This is a genomic window from Pseudomonas sp. NY15435 (genome assembly GCF_048068295.1).
In the GTDB taxonomy this organism is placed as follows: Bacteria; Pseudomonadota; Gammaproteobacteria; order Pseudomonadales; family Pseudomonadaceae; genus Pseudomonas.
In genome coordinates this window covers 167,433-184,400 of record NZ_JBLUQA010000001.1, presented here as the reverse complement: position 1 = coordinate 184,400, position 16,968 = coordinate 167,433, and the positions used below count along the sequence as shown (strand labels likewise).

Below are 16,968 nucleotides of genomic sequence, written 5' to 3'. Positions count from 1 at the left end.
GGCCCGATGAGTGATCTTCCCGTCGCCAATGCCGCCGTTGCCAATGGGGCTGTGGCCAACGCCGCCCCCAGCAGCCTGACCGGCCTGCTGGTGCCGCTGGCCGACCGCAACCTGCTGTTGCCCAACGTGGCGGTGGCCGAGCTGATCACCTACCGTGCCCCGCACCCGGTGGACGGCCTGCCGTCCTGGTACCTGGGCCAGGTGGCCTGGCGCGACCTGCGCCTGCCGCTGCTGTCCTTCGAGGCGGCCTCCGATGGCCAGGCCGAAGTCAGCCCCGGTGCGCGGGTGATCGTGGTCAACGCCCTGGGCGGACGCCCCAACGTGAAGTTCTTCGCGCTCCTGGTGCAGGGCATCCCGCGTTCGCTGAAGGTCGGCTCCGATCTCAAGCGCCTGGACGTGCCGCTGGCGCCGCTGGAGCTGGATGCGGTGGACCTGGGCGATGCCCACGCGCGCATCCCCGACCTGGCCGCGCTGGAGCAGAAGCTGGCCGACTCCGGCCTGATCTGAGCCAGCCATGAGCGGTGGCCTGCGCCTTGCCCAACTGGGGGATCTACCCGGTTTCGAGGTCGCCGGCGCCACCCTCGGTGGCCACAGTTTCGAACGCCACAGCCACGACGAATTCGTCATCAGCGCCAACCTGCGCGGCGAGGAAAGCGTCTGGCTGGACGGCCGCACCTTCGACGCCGGCCCCGGCGCGATCACCGCTTACAATCCGGGGCAGATCCAGGGCGGCGGCGTCGCCGAAGGCCAGCCGTGGCAATTCGTCAGCCTCTACGTCGCTCCTGAGCAACTCGCCGCGATGCTTGGCCTGCAGCGCCTGGAGTTCGAACGTCCCACCGAGCGCCTGCCTGCTCTGACCGCTGCCATGGCCGACGCCGTCGAGCGTGTGCTGGGCGATGACGCCTTTGTTCGCCAGCGCGGCGAGGAGCGTCTGACGTTGCTGCTGGCCGAAATCGCCCGCGTCATGGGGGTACGCCTGCCGCAGGACGCTGCGGCGAGCGGTGGACGGATCGCCGACCTGCAGGGCTGGCTGGCGGCCGACCTGGCGCGGCAACCCAGCCTCGACGAGATGGCGGCCTACCTCGACCTGTCGCGCTTCCACCTGCTGCGCAGCTTCCAGAAGCAGGTTGGCCTGAGCCCCCGGCAATGGGCCATGCAACTGCGCACCCGCCGCGCCCAGGCGCTGCTGCGCGCCGGCCTGCCGGCCACCGAGGTGGCGCACGAACTCGGCTTCGCCGACCAGAGCCACCTGAACCGGCACTTCCGCGCGGCCTACGGTGTGTCGCCGGGGATTTTCCAGCGCGCCCTGCGCTGAGCAATCCGGTTCAAGTGCGATCGCCGCTGTCCAGGCAGAATCGCGCCATCGTCATCCTGTTCGAGAGCTGATCCATGACCCTGTTCTTCGCCGCGCTGCTGTTCGGCATCGTCTTCTGCCTGTCCCCCGGCGCTGTCCTCGCCGAAACCCTGCGCCGTGGTCTGAAAGGCGGCTTCCGCCCAGCGCTGCTGGTGCAGTTCGGTTCGCTGATCGGCGATGCGGTGTGGGCACTGATCGGCCTGACCGGACTGGCGCTGTTGTTCGGCCACGAAACCTTGCGCCTGCCGCTGACCCTGGCCAGCGCCGCCTACCTGGCCTGGCTGGGCGTGCAGAGCCTGCTGGATGCACGGCGGGTCGGCGTGGCGGAGGAGGGCGACAGCGGCGAGCACAACGCGGGTGCCTTCGCTTCCGGGGCCATGCTGTCGTTGTCCAACCCGAAGAACATCGTCTACTGGGGCGCACTGGGTGGCGCCATGGCCGGGTTGGTGAACGGCGTTCCGTCGCTGGCGGATTCGCTGGTGTTCTTCGCCGGCTTCATGACCGCCTCGGTGCTCTGCTGTTTCCTCTGCGCGGCACTGGTGGACTGGTTGCGGCGCAATGCTTCGCCGCGCTGGCACCAGGTGAGCCATGCGTTGTGCGGGCTGGTGTTGCTGGTGTTGGCGGGGTTGGCATTGAGGGGGATCTGAATCGCCGGGGCTCAGTGCCGGGGCTGTTCGCGAGCAAGCTCGCTCCTACCCAAAGCGCACCGTGCCAGCCGGCTGCCTGTAGGAGCGAGCTTGCTCGCGAACCCGCCCAACGCAGATGCGTTTAGAAATCGCCCCAAAGCTGCTGCGCCACGCTCAGCGCCACCACCGGCGCGGTCTCGGTCCGCAGCACCCGTGGTCCCAGCCGCGCGGCCTGGAAGCCAGCTCCCTTGGCCTGCTCCACTTCCGCATCGCTTAACCCGCCCTCCGGGCCGATCAGGAAAGCCAGGCTTTGCGGCTTGTCATGGCTGGTCAGCGGCTCCGCTACCGGGTGCAGCACCAGCTTGAGCTGCGCCTCGCAGCTCTCCAGCCACTCGGCCAGGGTGACCGGTGCGTTGAGCACCGGCAGCACCGAGCGGCCGCACTGTTCGCAGGCGCTTATCGCCACTTGGCGCCAGTGGGCCATGCGCTTGTCGGCGCGTTCGTCCTTCAGGCGCACTTCGCAGCGTTCGCTGACGATCGGGGTGATCTCGCTGGCGCCCAGTTCGGTGGCCTTCTGGATCGCCCAGTCCATGCGCTCGCCACGGGACAGCCCCTGGCCCAGGTGCACGCGCAGCGGCGATTCGGCCTGGCCGTCGAAAGCTTCGCGCAGCTCGACTCGGACGTTCTTCTTGCCCACCTCGATCAATTCACCCAGGAATTCCTGGCCGGAGCCATCGAACAGTTGCACGGCATCGCCGGCCGTGTGTCGCAGCACGCGGCCGATGTAGTGGGCCTGGGCTTCGGGCAGCTCGTGCTGGCCGAGGGAGAGCGGGGCATCGATGAAGAAGCGGGAGAGGCGCATGGCAATGTCGAACTGATGGGGGAAAGCGGCAAGCTTAAAGCTTTCGGCCTGCCGCTTGTAGCTGATCAGCCCGGATCGCGATGCTCGGGGAAGCGTTCGCTGACCGCCACGCTCACGCTGTCGCGGGTGGCGATGTCGATGCCTTCGCTGGCGACTTCGGCGAGGAAGTCGATCTGCTCGGGGGTGATGATGTACGGCGGCAGGAAGTACACCACGCTGCCCAGCGGGCGCAGCAGCGCGCCACGCTCCAGGCCGTGCTGGAAGACCTTCAGGCCGCGGCGTTCCTGCCAGGGATAGGCGGTTTTCGTCGCCTTGTCCTGGACCATCTCGATGGCGAGGATCATGCCGGTCTGGCGGATTTCCGAGACATGCGGGTGGTCGGCCAGATGCGCAGTGGCGCTGGCCATCCTGGCCGCCAGGGCCTTGTTGGCCTCGATGACGTTGTCCTGTTCGAAGATGTCCAGGGTCGCCAGGGCGGCGGCGCAGGCCAGCGGGTTGCCGGTGTAGGTATGCGAGTGGAGGAAGGCGCGCAGGGTGGCGTAGTCGTCGTAGAAGGCCTGGTAGACCTTGTCGGTGGTCAGTACCGCGCTCATCGCCAGGTAGCCGCCGGTCAGCGCCTTGGACAGCACCAGGAAGTCCGGGGTGATGCCGGCCTGTTCGCAGGCGAACATCGTGCCGGTGCGGCCGAAGCCGACAGCGATTTCATCGTGGATCAGGTGCACGCCGTAGCGGTCACAGGCCTCGCGCAGCAGCTTGAGGTAGACCGGGTGGTACATGCGCATGCCGCCGGCGCCCTGCACCAGCGGCTCGACGATGACCGCCGCGACTTCCTTGTGGTGTTGCTCCAGTGCCTGCTCCATGGCGGCAAACATCGTCCGCGAATGTTCCTCCCAGCTCACGCCCTCGGGGCGCAGGTAGCAGTCGGGGGTCGGCACCTTGATGGTGTCCATCAGCAGCGACTTGTAGGTCTCGGTGAACAGCGCCACGTCGCCTACCGACATCGCCGCGACCGTCTCGCCGTGGTAGCTGTTGGTCAGGGTGATGAAGCGCTTCTTCTCCGGCTGGCCGAGGTTGTGCCAGTAGTGGTAGCTCATCTTCAGCGCGACTTCGATGCCGGCCGAGCCGCTGTCGGCGTAGAACACCCGGGAGAATCCCGCTGGCGCCAGGCGCAGCAGCCGCTCGGACAGCTCGATCACCGGCTGGTGGCTGAAGCCGGCGAGGATCACGTGCTCCAGCTGGTCCACCTGGTCCTTGATGCGCTGGTTGATGCGCGGGTTGGCGTGGCCGAAGACGTTGACCCACCAGGAGCTGACCGCGTCCAGGTAGCGCTTGCCTTCGAAGTCCTCCAGCCAGATGCCCTCGCCGCGGCGGATCGGGATCACCGGCAGGCGCTCGTGATCTTTCATCTGGGTGCAGGGGTGCCACAGCACCTCGAGATCGCGCTGCATCCACTCGGCGTTCAGGCCCATGGTCTGCTCCTTGAAATGATGACTCGTCAGACGGTCGGCCCGCCCGGATCGGGCAAGCCTATTCAATGCACTTGAGATGAACAAGGACACGTCCTACGACACATGTCGCGGGCAGCCGACCAACACGGCTATTCGGCATTCGGGCGCTCACGTATGCTTCGCGCCTTTGCACCAATTCGGGGAAGTCTGGCGATGAAAATGGGATGGCTGCGCGCTGCCGCGTTGCTTGCTCTGGGGGTGTTCAGTGCAGTGGCGCTGGGCAAGGACAAACAACCGACCGCCATCGTGGTCGGCGGCGGGCTCGCCGGCCTCTCCGCGGCCTACGAGCTGCAGCAGGCAGGCTGGCAGGTCACCCTGCTGGAAGCCAAGCCGCAGGTGGGCGGCCGTTCGGGCCTGGCCACCAGCGAATGGATCGGCAACAAGAAGGTCCAGCCGACTCTCAACGGCTACCTGGATACCCTGAAGGTGAATTCGGTGCCGGCACCGGAATTCGTCCGTACCCCGAGCTACCTGATCGATGGCGTCTACTACACCAGCTCCGATCTGAAGACCAAGATGCCGGCCGTTGCCGCGGACCTCGAGCGTTTCGAGAAGTCCCTGAACGAGCTGTCCGCCTCCATCGACGACCCGCTCAACCCGCTGGCGAACAAGACCCTGTTCGCCCTCGACCAGCTCACCGCCGCGCGCTGGCTGGACAAGCTGAACCTGTCGCCGACGGCGCGCCTGCTGGTCAACCAGCGTATCCGCTCGCATTACGACGAGCCGTCGCGCCTGTCGCTGCTTTACCTCGCCCAGCAGGGCCGTGTGTACCGTGGTGTCGACGACCGTGACCTGCGCGCGGCGCGTCTGCCCGGTGGCAGCCAGGTGCTGGCCCAGGCCTTCGTCAAGCAGATCAAGACCATCAAGACCAACGCCAAGGTCACCTCGATCAGCCAGGACAAGGACGGCGTGACCGTCAAGGTCGGCCCTACCGGCTACACCGCCGACTACCTGGTGCTGGCCGTACCGCTGCGCGCCCTGGGCAACATCACCCTGACCCCGGGGCTGAACGAGAAGCAGCAGGCGGCGCTCAAGGGCACCAACTACGGCTGGCGCGACCAGATCTTGATGAAGTTCAAGCGCCCCGTGTGGGACGACAAGTCGCGTCTGTCCGGCGAGATCTACAGCGATCAGGGGCTGGGCATGATCTGGGTCGAGCCCGCCACCAAGGGCGGCGCCAACGTGCTGATCAACCTCTCCGGCGACAACGCCCGTGTGATGCAGGCCTTTGGTGATCGCCAGCTGTCGGAGCAGGTGCTGATCCGCATGAACAAGTACTACCCGAAGATGCGCGGCGCCTACGACGGCTACGAAATGCGTCGCTACAGCACCGACGCCGGCACCGGCGGGTCCTACCTGGCCTTCGGTCCGGGCCAGATCAGCCGCTTCTGGCGCGTGTGGGAAACTCCGGTCTCCCGTGTGGCCTTCGCCGGCGAGCACACCGATGCCCTTTACCCGGGCACTATCGAAGGCGCCCTGCGCAGCGGCAAGCGTGCCGCCAGCCAGGTGCGCGACCTGTACGCCGGCAAGACGCCGGTGGTGGAAGGCGCGGCGATGGTTGCCGACAACAAGCCGGCCGCCAGCGCCAAGCCGGCCGAGAAGGGCGAGAAGAAGGGCATCATGTCCTGGCTGCCGTTCTGATCGAACCCGTTCCATCCACAATGCCGGCGAAAGCCGGCATTGTCGTTTCTGGCTCTGGGACGGGCGTTTCAGACTGAGACCTATCTTGTCAGTCGATGTTTCAAAGCAGATTTTTCTGCTTTTCTTCGATGGATTAACCGCTAGTCTTGAATTCCCGTTTTCAAGGATGTCGATCGATGCAATGGCGTAATTCCCCCGCCCGCTACGGACTGGTCAGCCTGTTCCTGCACTGGGGCAGCGCGCTGGTGGTGTTTGGGCTGTTTGGCCTGGGCCTGTGGATGCGCGAGCTGGACTACTACGACACCTGGTATCACCGCGCCCCGGAAATCCACAAAAGCATCGGCATCCTGCTGGCCATCGCCCTGATCGTGCGCGTGCTCTGGCGCTTCATCAGCCCGGCGCCGCCGTCCCCGGCCAACCACGGGCAGATGACTCGCCTGGCCACCAGGCTCGGCCACCTGGCGCTCTATGCGCTGCTGTTCGCGGTGATCATCGCCGGCTACCTGATTTCCACCGCCGAGGGCAAACCCATCAGCGTGTTCGGCTGGTTCGACGTGCCCGCCACCCTGAGCGGGCTGACCGACCAGGCCGACATCGCCGGCGCGATCCACCTGTATCTGGCCTGGGGCCTGGTCGTCCTGGCTGTGCTGCACGCCCTGGCGGCGTTCAAACACCATTTCTTCGACCGCGATGCGACCTTGGTGCGCATGCTCGGTCGTGCCGCGAAATAACACCTCACCTCAAAGGGAGATTGCTTCAATGCTGAAGAAGACGTTCGCCGCTCTGGCGCTGGGTACCGCCCTGTTCTCCGCTGGCCAGGCCATGGCCGCGGACTACAAGATCGACAAGGAAGGCCAGCACGCCTTCATCGAGTTCCGCATCAAGCACCTGGGTTACAGCTGGCTGTATGGCCGCTTCGACGACTTCGACGGTGCTTTCACCTTCGACGAGAAGAACCCGTCCGCCGACAAGGTCAAGGTGACCATCAACACCAACAGCGTGAACTCCAACCACGCTGAGCGTGACAAGCACCTGCGCAGCCCGGACTTCCTCAATGTCTCGAAGAACCCGACTGCGACCTTCGAGTCCACCGCCGTCAAGGCCGAGGGCAAGAATGCCGAGATCACCGGCAACCTGACCCTGAACGGCGTGACCAAGCCGGTCACCATCAAGGCTGAACTGATCGGCCAGGGCGATGACCCGTGGGGCGGCTACCGTGCCGGCTTCCTCGGCACCACCACCCTCAAGCTGAAAGACTTCAACATCCAGCGCGACCTTGGCCCGGCTTCCCAGGAAGTCGAGTTGACCCTGTCGGTTGAAGGGGTGCGTCAGTAAGACGCAGGAATGCGAAAACGCCGGCGAATGCCGGCGTTTTCGTTTGTGTCGCTAGTCCGTATGGCCTTGCAGGCACTGCCGCAGGAGCTGGGTGAGGGTACGCTGCTCGTCATCGTTCAGCGGCGCGAACAGACTGTCATGGGTTCGTGCGAGGATGGCCTGGGTACGCTCGTCGATGCGGCTCCCGGCCTCGGTGAGAAACAACTGGAAGCTGCGCTGGTCATCGGGGTTGCGTTCCCGGCGAACCAGGCCGAGGGTCTCCATTTCACGGATCTTGCGGGTCACCAGCGCCTTGTCGCGGCACATCTTGCGGCCCAGGCTCTGCAAGCTCTGGCCGGCATCGGCGCCAATCAGTTCGAGCAGACGGATATCCGGTGGCGTGAGGTCGATGCCCTGCGCGCACAGTTCGTCCTGGAGGCTCTCGCGCAAGTGGTCGAGGACCTTCATCAGGGTCTGCGGCAAGTCGGGATTCACGTTGTGGGTCATCGGCTCGGTCACGGTAAACCTTGTGTAAATCAGGTTGATCGGATCAACCATTTTTTCGTATTTTAGTTGATGTTATCAACTTTGTTCGTCGCCGCGACTGCCTTGCGGGAAACCTACTGCGATATCGGCCAATGGCTAAAACGTTTCAGTAGTTTTCCCTCAGGGCTTTCGGACGTTTACAAACAGAGCTGAATGTAAGTATTTTTGCCAGCTTTTCCGGACCGGCAAGCCCACAGCCAAACCGGATGCTTTGCTCACGAGGACAACGATATGCAACGAAAGCCAGCCATGCGCGCTCTGGTTCCCGCCCTGCTCGTCGCCATGGCCACTCTTGCCGGCTGCGACAAAGCCCAGGCCCCGCAGGAGAAGCAGATCCCCGAGGTCGGTGTGGTGACCCTGCAGCCGCAGGAGGTGACCCTGAGCACCGAACTGCCGGGCCGCACCACCGCGTATCGCATCGCCGAAGTTCGCCCGCAGGTGAACGGCATCATCCTCAAGCGCCTGTTCAAGGAAGGCAGCGACGTCAAGGAAGGCCAGCAGCTGTACCAGATTGACCCGGCCACCTATGAAGCGACCCTGCAGAGTGCCCAGGCCAACCTGGTGTCCACCCAGCAGCAGGCCGAGCGCTACAAGGAACTGGTCAAGGACGAGGCGGTGAGCAAGCAGCAATACGCTGACGCCCAGGCTGCGTACCTGCAGGCCAAGGCCACCGTCGACAACGCCAAGATCAACGTGCGCTACACCAAGGTGTATTCGCCGATCTCCGGCCGCATCGGTCGCTCCAGCGTGACCGAGGGTGCCCTGGTGCAGAACGGCCAGGCCACCGCGCTGGCCACCGTGCAGCAGTTGGACCCGATCTACGTCGACGTCACCCAGTCCTCCACGGCGCTGATCCGCCTGCGCCGCGAACTGGCCGCAGGCCAGCTCGAGAAGGCCGGTGACAACGCCGCCAAGGTCAAGCTGTACCTGGAAGACGGCTCCGAATACCCCGTCGAGGGCAAGCTGGAGTTCTCCGAAGTCTCGGTCGACCAGGGCACTGGCTCGGTGACTGTGCGCGCCATCTTCCCCAACCCGAACAAGGAGCTGCTGCCGGGCATGTTTGTCCATGCGCAGTTGGAAGAGGGCATCAAGAAGCAGGCCATTCTCGCGCCGCAACAGGGCGTCACCCGTGACTTCCGTGGCATGGCCACCGCCCTGGTGCTCAACGGCGAAGACAAGGTCGAGCTGCGCACCCTCAAGACTGAGCGCACTGTCGGCGCCTTCTGGCTGGTCAGCGATGGCCTCAAGCCCGGCGACCGCCTGATCACCGAAGGCCTGCAGTACGTCCAGCCGGGCGCCCAGGCCAAGGCCGTACCCGCGAAGAACGTGGCGCCCACCGCTGGTGCCGCCGACAAGCCCGCCGCCGCTGAACCGGCCAAGCAGGGTTAATCAAGGGGATTCGTAATGTCGAAGTTTTTCATTGACCGGCCCATTTTCGCCTGGGTAATCGCCCTGGTGATCATGCTGGCGGGCGGTCTGTCGATCCTCAAGTTGCCGGTGAACCAGTACCCGGCCATTGCCCCGCCGGCCATCGCCATCCAGGTGAGCTACCCGGGTGCGTCCGCCGAAACGGTGCAGGACACCGTGGTGCAGGTCATCGAGCAGCAGATGAACGGTCTCGACCATCTGCGCTACATCTCCTCGGAGTCCAACTCCGACGGCAGCATGACCATCACCGTGACCTTCGACCAGGGCACCAGCCCTGACATCGCCCAGGTCCAGGTGCAGAACAAGCTGCAGCTGGCCACGCCGCTCCTGCCGCAGGAAGTGCAGCAGCAGGGCATCCGCGTGACCAAGGCGGTGAAGAACTTCCTGATGGTGGTCGGCGTCGTCTCCACCGACGGCAGCATGACCAAGGAAGACCTGTCGAACTACATCGTTTCCAACATCCAGGACCCGCTGTCGCGGACCGCTGGTGTGGGTGACTTCCAGGTGTTCGGTTCGCAGTACGCCATGCGCATCTGGCTGGACCCGGCGAAGCTCAACAGCTTCCAGATGACTCCGGGCGACGTGAAGACGGCGATCCAGGCGCAGAACGTGCAGATCTCCTCCGGCCAGTTGGGCGGCCTGCCCGCGGTCAAGGGCCAGCAGCTCAACGCCACGATCATCGGCAAGACCCGCCTGCAGAGCGCCGAGCAGTTCAAGGAAATCCTCCTCAAGGTCAACGCCGACGGCTCCCAGGTTCGCCTGAAGGATGTCGCCGACGTTGCCCTGGGCGGCCAGGACTACAGCATCAACGCCCAGTTCAACGGCAAGCCGGCCTCGGGTATCGCGATCAAGCTGGCCACCGGCGCCAACGCGCTGGACACCGCCAAGTCGATCCGCGCCACCCTGGCGACGCTGGAGCCGTTCTTCCCGCAGGGCATGAAGATCGTCTACCCGTACGACACCACCCCGGTGGTCTCCGCCTCCATCCATGAGGTGGTGAAGACCCTGGGCGAAGCGATCCTGCTGGTGTTCCTGGTGATGTACCTGTTCCTGCAGAACTTCCGCGCCACGCTGATCCCGACGATCGCCGTGCCGGTGGTGCTGCTGGGCACCTTCGGCGTACTCGCCGCCTTCGGCTTCTCGATCAACACCCTGACCATGTTCGGCATGGTGCTGGCGATCGGCCTGTTGGTGGACGACGCCATCGTCGTGGTGGAAAACGTCGAGCGGGTGATGGCCGAGGAAGGCCTGTCGCCCCGCGAGGCGGCGCGCAAGTCCATGGGCCAGATCCAGGGCGCGCTGGTGGGTATCGCCATGGTGCTGTCGGCGGTGTTCCTGCCGATGGCGTTCTTTGGCGGTTCCACCGGGGTGATCTACCGGCAGTTCTCCATCACCATCGTCTCGGCCATGGCCCTGTCGGTGATCGTGGCGCTGATCCTCACCCCGGCACTGTGCGCCACCATGCTCAAACCCATCGAGAAGGGCGACCACGGCGAGCACAAGCGCGGCTTCTTCGGCTGGTTCAACCGCAAGTTCCTCGCCACTACCCATGGCTACGAGCGCGGCGTCACCTCGATCCTCAAGCACCGCATGCCGTACCTGCTGATGTACGTGCTGATCCTCGGCGGCATGATCTATCTGTTCACCCGTATCCCCACCGCGTTCCTCCCCGACGAGGACCAGGGCGTGCTGTTCGCCCAGGTACAGACCCCGGCCGGTTCTTCCGCCGAGCGCACCCAGGTGGTGGTGGACTCGATGCGTGAGTACCTGCTGGACAAGGAAAGCAGCTCGGTGGCCTCGGTGTTCACCGTGACCGGCTTCAACTTCGCCGGCCGTGGCCAGAGTTCGGGCATGGCGTTCATCATGCTCAAACCCTGGGAAGAACGCCCCGGCGCGGAGAACAGCGTGTTCGCGCTGGCCCAGCGCGCGCAGCAGCACTTCTTCAGCTTCAAGGATGCGATGGTGTTCGCCTTCGCCCCGCCGGCGGTACTCGAACTGGGTAACGCCGTGGGCTTCGACATCTTCCTCCAGGACCAGGCCGGCGTCGGCCACGAAGTGCTGATGCAGGCGCGCAACCAGTTCCTCGGCATGGCCTCGCAGAACCCGGCGCTGCAACGCGTACGTCCCAACGGCCTGAACGACGAGCCGCAGTACAAGCTGCTGATCGACGACGAGAAGGCCAGTGCGCTGGGCGTGTCCCTGGCGGACATCAACAGCACCGTGTCCATCGCCTGGGGTTCGAACTACGTCAACGACTTCATTGACCGCGGTCGGGTGAAGAAGGTCTACCTGCAAGGCCGCCCGAACGCGCGGATGAGCCCTGAAGACCTGGACAAGTGGTACGTGCGCAACAGTTCCGGCGAGATGGTGCCGTTCAGCGCCTTCGCCACCGGCGAGTGGAGCTATGGCTCGCCAAAACTGGCGCGCTACAACGGCGTCCCGGCCATGGAAGTCCTCGGTGAGCCGGCCCCGGGCCGCTCCACCGGTGAGGCGATGGCCGCGGTCGAGGAGATGGTCAAGCAGTTGCCCAAGGGCGTCGGCTACTCCTGGACCGGCCTGTCCTACGAGGAGCGTCTGTCCGGCTCGCAGGCTCCGGCGCTCTACGCGCTGTCGCTGATCGTGGTGTTCCTCTGCCTGGCGGCGCTGTACGAGAGCTGGTCGATCCCGTTCTCGGTGATGCTGGTGGTGCCGCTGGGCGTCATCGGTGCGCTGCTGGCGACGTCCATGCGCGGCCTGTCCAACGACGTGTTCTTCCAGGTGGGCCTGCTGACGACCATCGGCTTGTCGGCGAAGAACGCCATTTTGATCGTGGAGTTCGCCAAGGAGCTGCACGAACGCGAAGGCAAACCCATCGTCGAAGCGGCCATCGAAGCGTGCCGGATGCGTCTGCGTCCGATCGTGATGACTTCCCTGGCGTTCGTCCTCGGCGTGTTGCCGCTGGCGATCTCCACGGGTGCAGGCTCGGGCAGCCAGCATGCAATCGGTACCGGCGTGATCGGCGGCATGGTCACCGCGACCATCCTCGCGATCTTCTGGGTACCGCTGTTCTATGTGGTGGTCAGTACCCTGTTCAAGGACAAGTTGTCCAAGGAACAGGAAGCCACCGAGAAGGGGCATTGATATGAGAAAGTCCTTACTGTCCCTCGCCATAGCAGCCGGTGTGTTGTCCGGCTGCTCGCTGATCCCCGACTACGAGCGCCCCGAGGCGCCCGTGGCCGCGGCTTACCCGCAGGGCGATGCCTACGATGCGGCACAACCGGCCAATGCCGGCGCCGACATCGGCTGGCGCGAGTTCTTCAAGGACCCGCAACTACAGCGACTGGTCGAAGTGTCGCTGGAAAATAACCGCGACCTGCGCGTCGCTGCATTGAACATCGAAGCCTACCGGGCGCAGTACCGTATCCAGCGGGCTGACCTGTTCCCGGCGGTGGACGCCAGCTTCGACGGCTCGCGCCAGCGCCTGCCGGCGGACCTGTCGCAGACCGGCAGCTCGATGATCAGCAGCCAGTACGGGGCGACCCTGGGCGTCACCGCCTGGGAAATCGACCTGTTCGGCCGCCTGCGCGCCCTGCGTGACCAGGCGCTGGAGCAGTACTTCGCCACCGAAGAGGCGCGTCGCAGCACCCAGACCAGCCTGGTGGCCAACGTCGCCAACGCCTACCTGACGCTGCGTGCCGACCAGGCACAGCTGCAGCTGACCCGCGACACCCTGGGCACCTACCAGAAGAGCTACGACCTGACCAAGCGCAGCTATGACGTCGGCGTTGCTTCGGCGCTGGACCTGCGCCAGGCACAGACCTCGGTGGAAAGCGCGCGGGCGACCCTGGCGCAGTACACCCGCCTGGTGGCGCAGGACCAGAATGCCCTGGTACTGCTGCTCGGCTCCGGTCTGCCGGCAGACCTGCCGCAAGGCCGTGGCCTGGGTGACGAGCTGCTGGCCACCGTGCCGGCGGGCCTGCCCTCCGACCTGCTGCAGCGCCGCCCGGACATCCTCCAGGCGGAGCACCAGCTCAAGGCGGCCAACGCCAACATCGGCGCGGCGCGGGCGGCGTTCTTCCCGAACATCAGCCTGACTGCCAACGCCGGCACCCTCAGCCCGGACCTCGGCGGCCTGTTCGACGGTGGCTCCGGCACCTGGCTGTTCAAGCCCTCGATCAGCCTGCCGATCTTCAACGCCGGCAGCTTGCGCGCGAGCCTGGACCTGGCCAAGGTGCAGAAGGACATCAACGTCGCGCAGTACGAGAAAGCCATCCAGACGGCCTTCTCCGAAGTCGCTGACGGCCTCGCTGCGCGCGGCACCTTCAACGAGCAGCTGCAGGCGCAGCGCGCGCTGGTGGACGCCAGTAGCGAGTACTACCGCCTGGCCGACAAGCGCTACCGCACCGGTGTGGATAACTACCTCACCCTGCTCGACGCGCAGCGCTCGCTGTTCAGTGCCCAGCAACAGCTGATCTCCGATCGCCTTAACCAGCTGACCAGCGAGGTCAACCTGTACAAGGCTCTCGGCGGCGGCTGGCAGGCCACGGCGGCCCAGGCCAAGCCGATCTCCAGTGAGGCACCCGAAGGCCGGTTGTTCTGACCGGAAACAAAAACGCCGCCCTCGGGGCGGCGTTTTTGTTTGGGGTAGTGAGCGGGTGCAACTGTCTTCTTCTGGATCCCTTTGCCCAGGATTTCCCTCTCCCTGTCTCTTTCCCTGAAGGGAGAGGGGACTGGGTCTGTGCCGGACGAACCCAGTGTGCCAGCCGGCACTGATAGCTCGCTCTCCCGTCAGCAGCGTAGGGCGCATAACCCGGAACAGGTTAAGCGCCACACATCGTTGCGCGGGAGCATGGGGCGGTTGGAGCGTGGGGCGGTTCGCGAGCAAGCTCGCTCCTACAGGGGGCGGTTTGGGCTCTTGTAGGAGCGAGCTTGCTCGCGAACCCGACCGATCAGAGCATCGCGCTACGCCCGGCCGGCTGGATATGGTTGTCCGCCAGCCAATCCAGTGCACACTCGCGCAGCCGTTCGCCCTGGTAGACGTACCAGGCCTGCAGCAGCTCCGGATAGCCCATCAGCACGTGGCGGAACGCCTTGAACGGCTTGCGCCCCTCGATAGCGTTGGCCAGGGCGGAATAGGCGTGGGGCTCGGGCACTTCGCGCAGGAACTCGCGCATCAGCTCCAGTGACTGGCCGCTGCTCAGCGGTTCGATGGGCAGCAGGCGCTCCGGCTCGCGGTGCAGCAGCTCGGCCAGTTCGGGGTCGGGGTCTTCTTCGGGAATCAGCAGCACCTGGCCGCTGAACAGATCGAGGTAGTGATCGATACCCTGGGTGTCGAGCGCGAAGGCGAGTTCGTCGAGGTCGATGGTCAGCGGGCGCATGGTCACTCTCCCAATATGGCGAGTGACTGATCCTACGCCATGCGCATGACAGCTGTCCTGCCGTTGTCGGCCGGTGCGGGCGCACCGACCGACTGGCGCATTACAGGCGGAAGCGGCCCACCTGCAGTTGCAGCTCGTTGCCCAGGCGCGCGAGCTCGGTGCTGGAGCTGGCGGTCTGTTCGCTGGCGGCGGCGGACTGGTCGGCGATCTCGCGCACCTGTACCACGCTGCGGTTGATCTCCTCGGCGACGCTGCTCTGCTCCTCGGCGGCCGAGGCGATCTGCAGGTTCATGCCCTGGATGTCGGCCACGGTGCGGGCGATCACGCCCAATGCCTCGCCGGCACGGCGGGTCAGCTCTACCGAGCTGCCGGTGAGGCGGCGGCTGTCGTCCATGCGCGTCACCGCTTCCTGGGCGCCGCGCTGCAGGCCAGCGATCAGGCCTTCGATTTCGGCGGTGGAGGACTGCGTGCGCTGGGCCAGGCCGCGCACCTCGTCGGCGACCACGGCAAACCCGCGCCCGGCCTCGCCGGCGCGGGCGGCTTCGATGGCGGCGTTGAGCGCCAGCAGGTTGGTCTGCTCGGCCACCGACTTGATCACGTCCAGCACGCTGCCGATCTTCTCACTCTCCTTGCGCAGCAGCTCCATGGCCTCGGCGGAGCGATCCACCTCAACGGCCAGGCGGTCGATCTGGTTCACCGCATCCTGCACCACCTGGTCGCCCTGGCGGGCCTGTTGGTCGGCCTGCTGGGCGGCGGCGGAAGCCTGCTCAGCGTTGCGCGCGACCTCCTGCACGGTAGCGGCCATCTCGTGGATGGCGCTGGCGACCTGCTCGGTCTCCACGCGCTGGCTATTCACCCCGGCGCGGGTCTGCTCAGTGACGGCAGAAAGTTCGTCGGCAGCCGTGGCCAGTTGGCTGACACTGCCGCCGATATGCCCCAGCAGCTGCGACAGGCTCTCGCGCATGCGCAGCATCACTCGCTGCAACTGGCCCAGCTCGTCGCTGCGCTGCAGGTTGAGGTCACGGGACAGGCCCTGGGACAGGTCGCCCTGGGCGATACGCTCGGCCAGCTCCAGCGCCTCATGCAGCGGGCGGACGATCTGGCGGTTGATGGCCCAGCCGGAAAGCATGCCGAACGCCAAGGCCAGGACGGCGATGAGAATCTGCCGGGTCTTGGCGGCGGCGGTCTCGGCATCGTTGCGTTTCAGGGTGTCGTCGTACAGGCGATCGCTCGCCGAAAGCAGTGCCTCGCTGGCGCCGTTCAGGCCCTTGCGCGCCTGCTGGGTAGCATTCACGCCGTCGCGAAAATGCTCAATGCCGCTGCGGTAGTTCTGCAGGTCTTTCAGCGCCGTGCTCAGGCCCTCCACGGCGATGCCCGGCAATTGGCTCTGCAGGGCGGTGCCAGTGTCGCGCAGCTTGTCGAAGGCCGCGAAAGCTGCCTGTTCGGCGCTGGCGGATTGCTCGAAGACGTAGCCACGCACCTGGTAGCGCACCACCAGCAGTTGCTGATGCAACTGGCCGACGGCCTGGGCGCCTTGCAGAAACTGGGCGTCGCCGGGGTGTTCGGCGAGCAGCTCGAAGAGTTGCTTGTCCAGCGCCTCGAATGCCTGCAGGGCGCTCTGCGCGCTCTCCACCAGGGTGCCGCGGGCCTGGGTGCGCTGGTCGACGGCGCGGGTCAGAGCGGAGAAGGCTTCGCGGTACTCGCTGACGGCCTGGCGTGCCACATCCAGCTGTTTGGCGTCGATGTCGCTGCCTTTCAGGCGCTGTTCGATCAGCTCCAGCATTTTCGTGCTGTGCTGCTCGACGCGCTCGGCCTGGCTGCGGTCGCCGCCCAGTTCGAACTGCAGACGCGCGAGGTTGGCCTGCTGGCTGAGATCGTTGAGTTCGGTGATGGTCGCCATCTGCTGGCCGCGTTCGGCCTGGTTATCCAGGCTGCCCAGGCCGCTGAGCAGCACCAGAAGCGTCAGGAAGAGGAGGATGCCGAAGCCCACCACCAGCTTCAGGCTGACGTTCAGACGTCCCAGCTGTACTACTAGCCAATCGTACATGTCGAATACTCCAGGCAGGCGTCGCCACGGGATCGACGGCCCGGGGCTGGCAAGAGCGAAAGGTGCGGAGGCGAGGCGGAATTGTCGGGACGCATCTTCGTGCGTCAGAGGCTATCGGCCGTCGAAAGGGAAACTGAAGGCGGGAATTTGCCGCGGGGTTTCTGGCGTGGCGCGCGAGCTCTTGTAGGAGCGAGCTTGCTCGCGAACTGATTGCGCAGTGGAGGCTGTTCGCGAGCAAGCTCGCTCCTACAGGTCGACTCCGTGCACGGGAAGGCCCTCTCTCTT

14 protein-coding genes and 1 pseudogene are annotated in these 16,968 nt (G+C 65.5%); 9 read left to right on the top strand and 6 right to left on the bottom strand.

The genetic code is table 11. From position 1 onward, the window contains the following. Positions 1-6: 6 nt before the first annotated feature. From ACNFH5_RS00870 to ACNFH5_RS00860, 3 genes are all read left to right on the top strand, one after another. The gene (locus ACNFH5_RS00870; RefSeq protein ID WP_416743542.1) at positions 7-507 is read left to right on the top strand and encodes a chemotaxis protein CheW; all 501 of its coding nucleotides are present in this window, start codon (positions 7-9) and stop codon (positions 505-507) included. Between the two features lie 7 nt (positions 508-514). After that, entirely contained in the window at positions 515-1,315 is an 801-nt protein-coding gene (locus tag ACNFH5_RS00865) for a helix-turn-helix domain-containing protein (RefSeq protein ID WP_416743540.1), read from the top strand. 74 nt (positions 1,316-1,389) lie between these two features. Continuing rightward, entirely contained in the window at positions 1,390-2,001 is a 612-nt protein-coding gene (locus ACNFH5_RS00860; protein WP_416743539.1) for a LysE family translocator, read from the top strand. 121 nt (positions 2,002-2,122) lie between these two features. Here ACNFH5_RS00860 and ACNFH5_RS00855 read toward each other — a convergent pair whose 3' ends face one another. Beyond that, positions 2,123-2,842 (bottom strand): 16S rRNA (uracil(1498)-N(3))-methyltransferase, encoded by a 720-nt coding sequence (locus ACNFH5_RS00855; RefSeq protein WP_416743538.1) that lies wholly within the window; start codon positions 2,840-2,842, stop codon positions 2,123-2,125. A gap of 65 nt (positions 2,843-2,907) precedes the next feature. Further along, positions 2,908-4,311, bottom strand: a complete 1,404-nt coding sequence (locus tag ACNFH5_RS00850; RefSeq protein WP_416743537.1) for an adenosylmethionine--8-amino-7-oxononanoate transaminase — start codon at positions 4,309-4,311, stop codon at positions 2,908-2,910. A gap of 192 nt (positions 4,312-4,503) precedes the next feature. Here ACNFH5_RS00850 and ACNFH5_RS00845 point away from each other — a divergent pair, with 192 nt between their 5' ends. The 3 genes from ACNFH5_RS00845 (at position 4,504) to ACNFH5_RS00835 (ending at position 7,326) form a co-directional block, all read left to right on the top strand. Next, entirely contained in the window at positions 4,504-5,991 is a 1,488-nt protein-coding gene (locus ACNFH5_RS00845; RefSeq protein ID WP_416743535.1) for a flavin monoamine oxidase family protein, read from the top strand. Positions 5,992-6,167: 176 nt separating this feature from the next. Next, positions 6,168-6,722: a cytochrome b gene (locus ACNFH5_RS00840; RefSeq protein ID WP_416743533.1), complete on the top strand. Its 555-nt coding sequence runs from the start codon at positions 6,168-6,170 to the stop codon at positions 6,720-6,722. A 28-nt stretch (positions 6,723-6,750) separates the two neighbouring features. Then, positions 6,751-7,326 carry a YceI family protein gene (locus tag ACNFH5_RS00835; protein ID WP_416743532.1) on the top strand — a complete coding sequence of 192 codons (576 nt, stop codon included), beginning with the start codon at positions 6,751-6,753 and terminating at the stop codon, positions 7,324-7,326. 51 nt (positions 7,327-7,377) lie between these two features. Here ACNFH5_RS00835 and ACNFH5_RS00830 read toward each other — a convergent pair whose 3' ends face one another. After that, the gene (locus ACNFH5_RS00830; RefSeq protein WP_416744365.1) at positions 7,378-7,812 is read right to left on the bottom strand and encodes a MarR family winged helix-turn-helix transcriptional regulator; all 435 of its coding nucleotides are present in this window, start codon (positions 7,810-7,812) and stop codon (positions 7,378-7,380) included. A gap of 270 nt (positions 7,813-8,082) precedes the next feature. On the opposite strand from ACNFH5_RS00830, the gene mexA reads away from it, so the two are divergent. From mexA to ACNFH5_RS00815, 3 genes are read left to right on the top strand one after another with little or no spacing between them, the layout of a single operon-like run. Further along, positions 8,083-9,240, top strand: a complete 1,158-nt coding sequence (mexA, locus tag ACNFH5_RS00825; RefSeq protein ID WP_416743531.1) for a multidrug efflux RND transporter periplasmic adaptor subunit MexA — start codon at positions 8,083-8,085, stop codon at positions 9,238-9,240. Positions 9,241-9,255: 15 nt separating this feature from the next. Further along, entirely contained in the window at positions 9,256-12,399 is a 3,144-nt protein-coding gene (locus ACNFH5_RS00820) for an efflux RND transporter permease subunit (RefSeq protein ID WP_416743529.1), read from the top strand. Between the two features lies 1 nt (position 12,400). Then, a complete protein-coding gene (locus ACNFH5_RS00815) occupies positions 12,401-13,858 on the top strand; it encodes an AdeC/AdeK/OprM family multidrug efflux complex outer membrane factor (RefSeq protein WP_416743527.1) in 1,458 nt (485 codons plus the stop codon). A gap of 349 nt (positions 13,859-14,207) precedes the next feature. Here ACNFH5_RS00815 and ACNFH5_RS00810 read toward each other — a convergent pair whose 3' ends face one another. From ACNFH5_RS00810 to ACNFH5_RS00800, 3 genes and pseudogenes are all read right to left on the bottom strand, one after another. Further along, a complete protein-coding gene (locus tag ACNFH5_RS00810; protein WP_416743526.1) occupies positions 14,208-14,636 on the bottom strand; it encodes a UPF0158 family protein in 429 nt (142 codons plus the stop codon). A 100-nt stretch (positions 14,637-14,736) separates the two neighbouring features. Next, entirely contained in the window at positions 14,737-15,441 is a 705-nt protein-coding gene (locus ACNFH5_RS00805; protein ID WP_416744363.1) for a methyl-accepting chemotaxis protein, read from the bottom strand. A 153-nt stretch (positions 15,442-15,594) separates the two neighbouring features. Then, positions 15,595-16,683, bottom strand: a pseudogene (locus ACNFH5_RS00800) (methyl-accepting chemotaxis protein); the annotation flags it as partial. Positions 16,684-16,968: the final 285 nt, after the last annotated feature.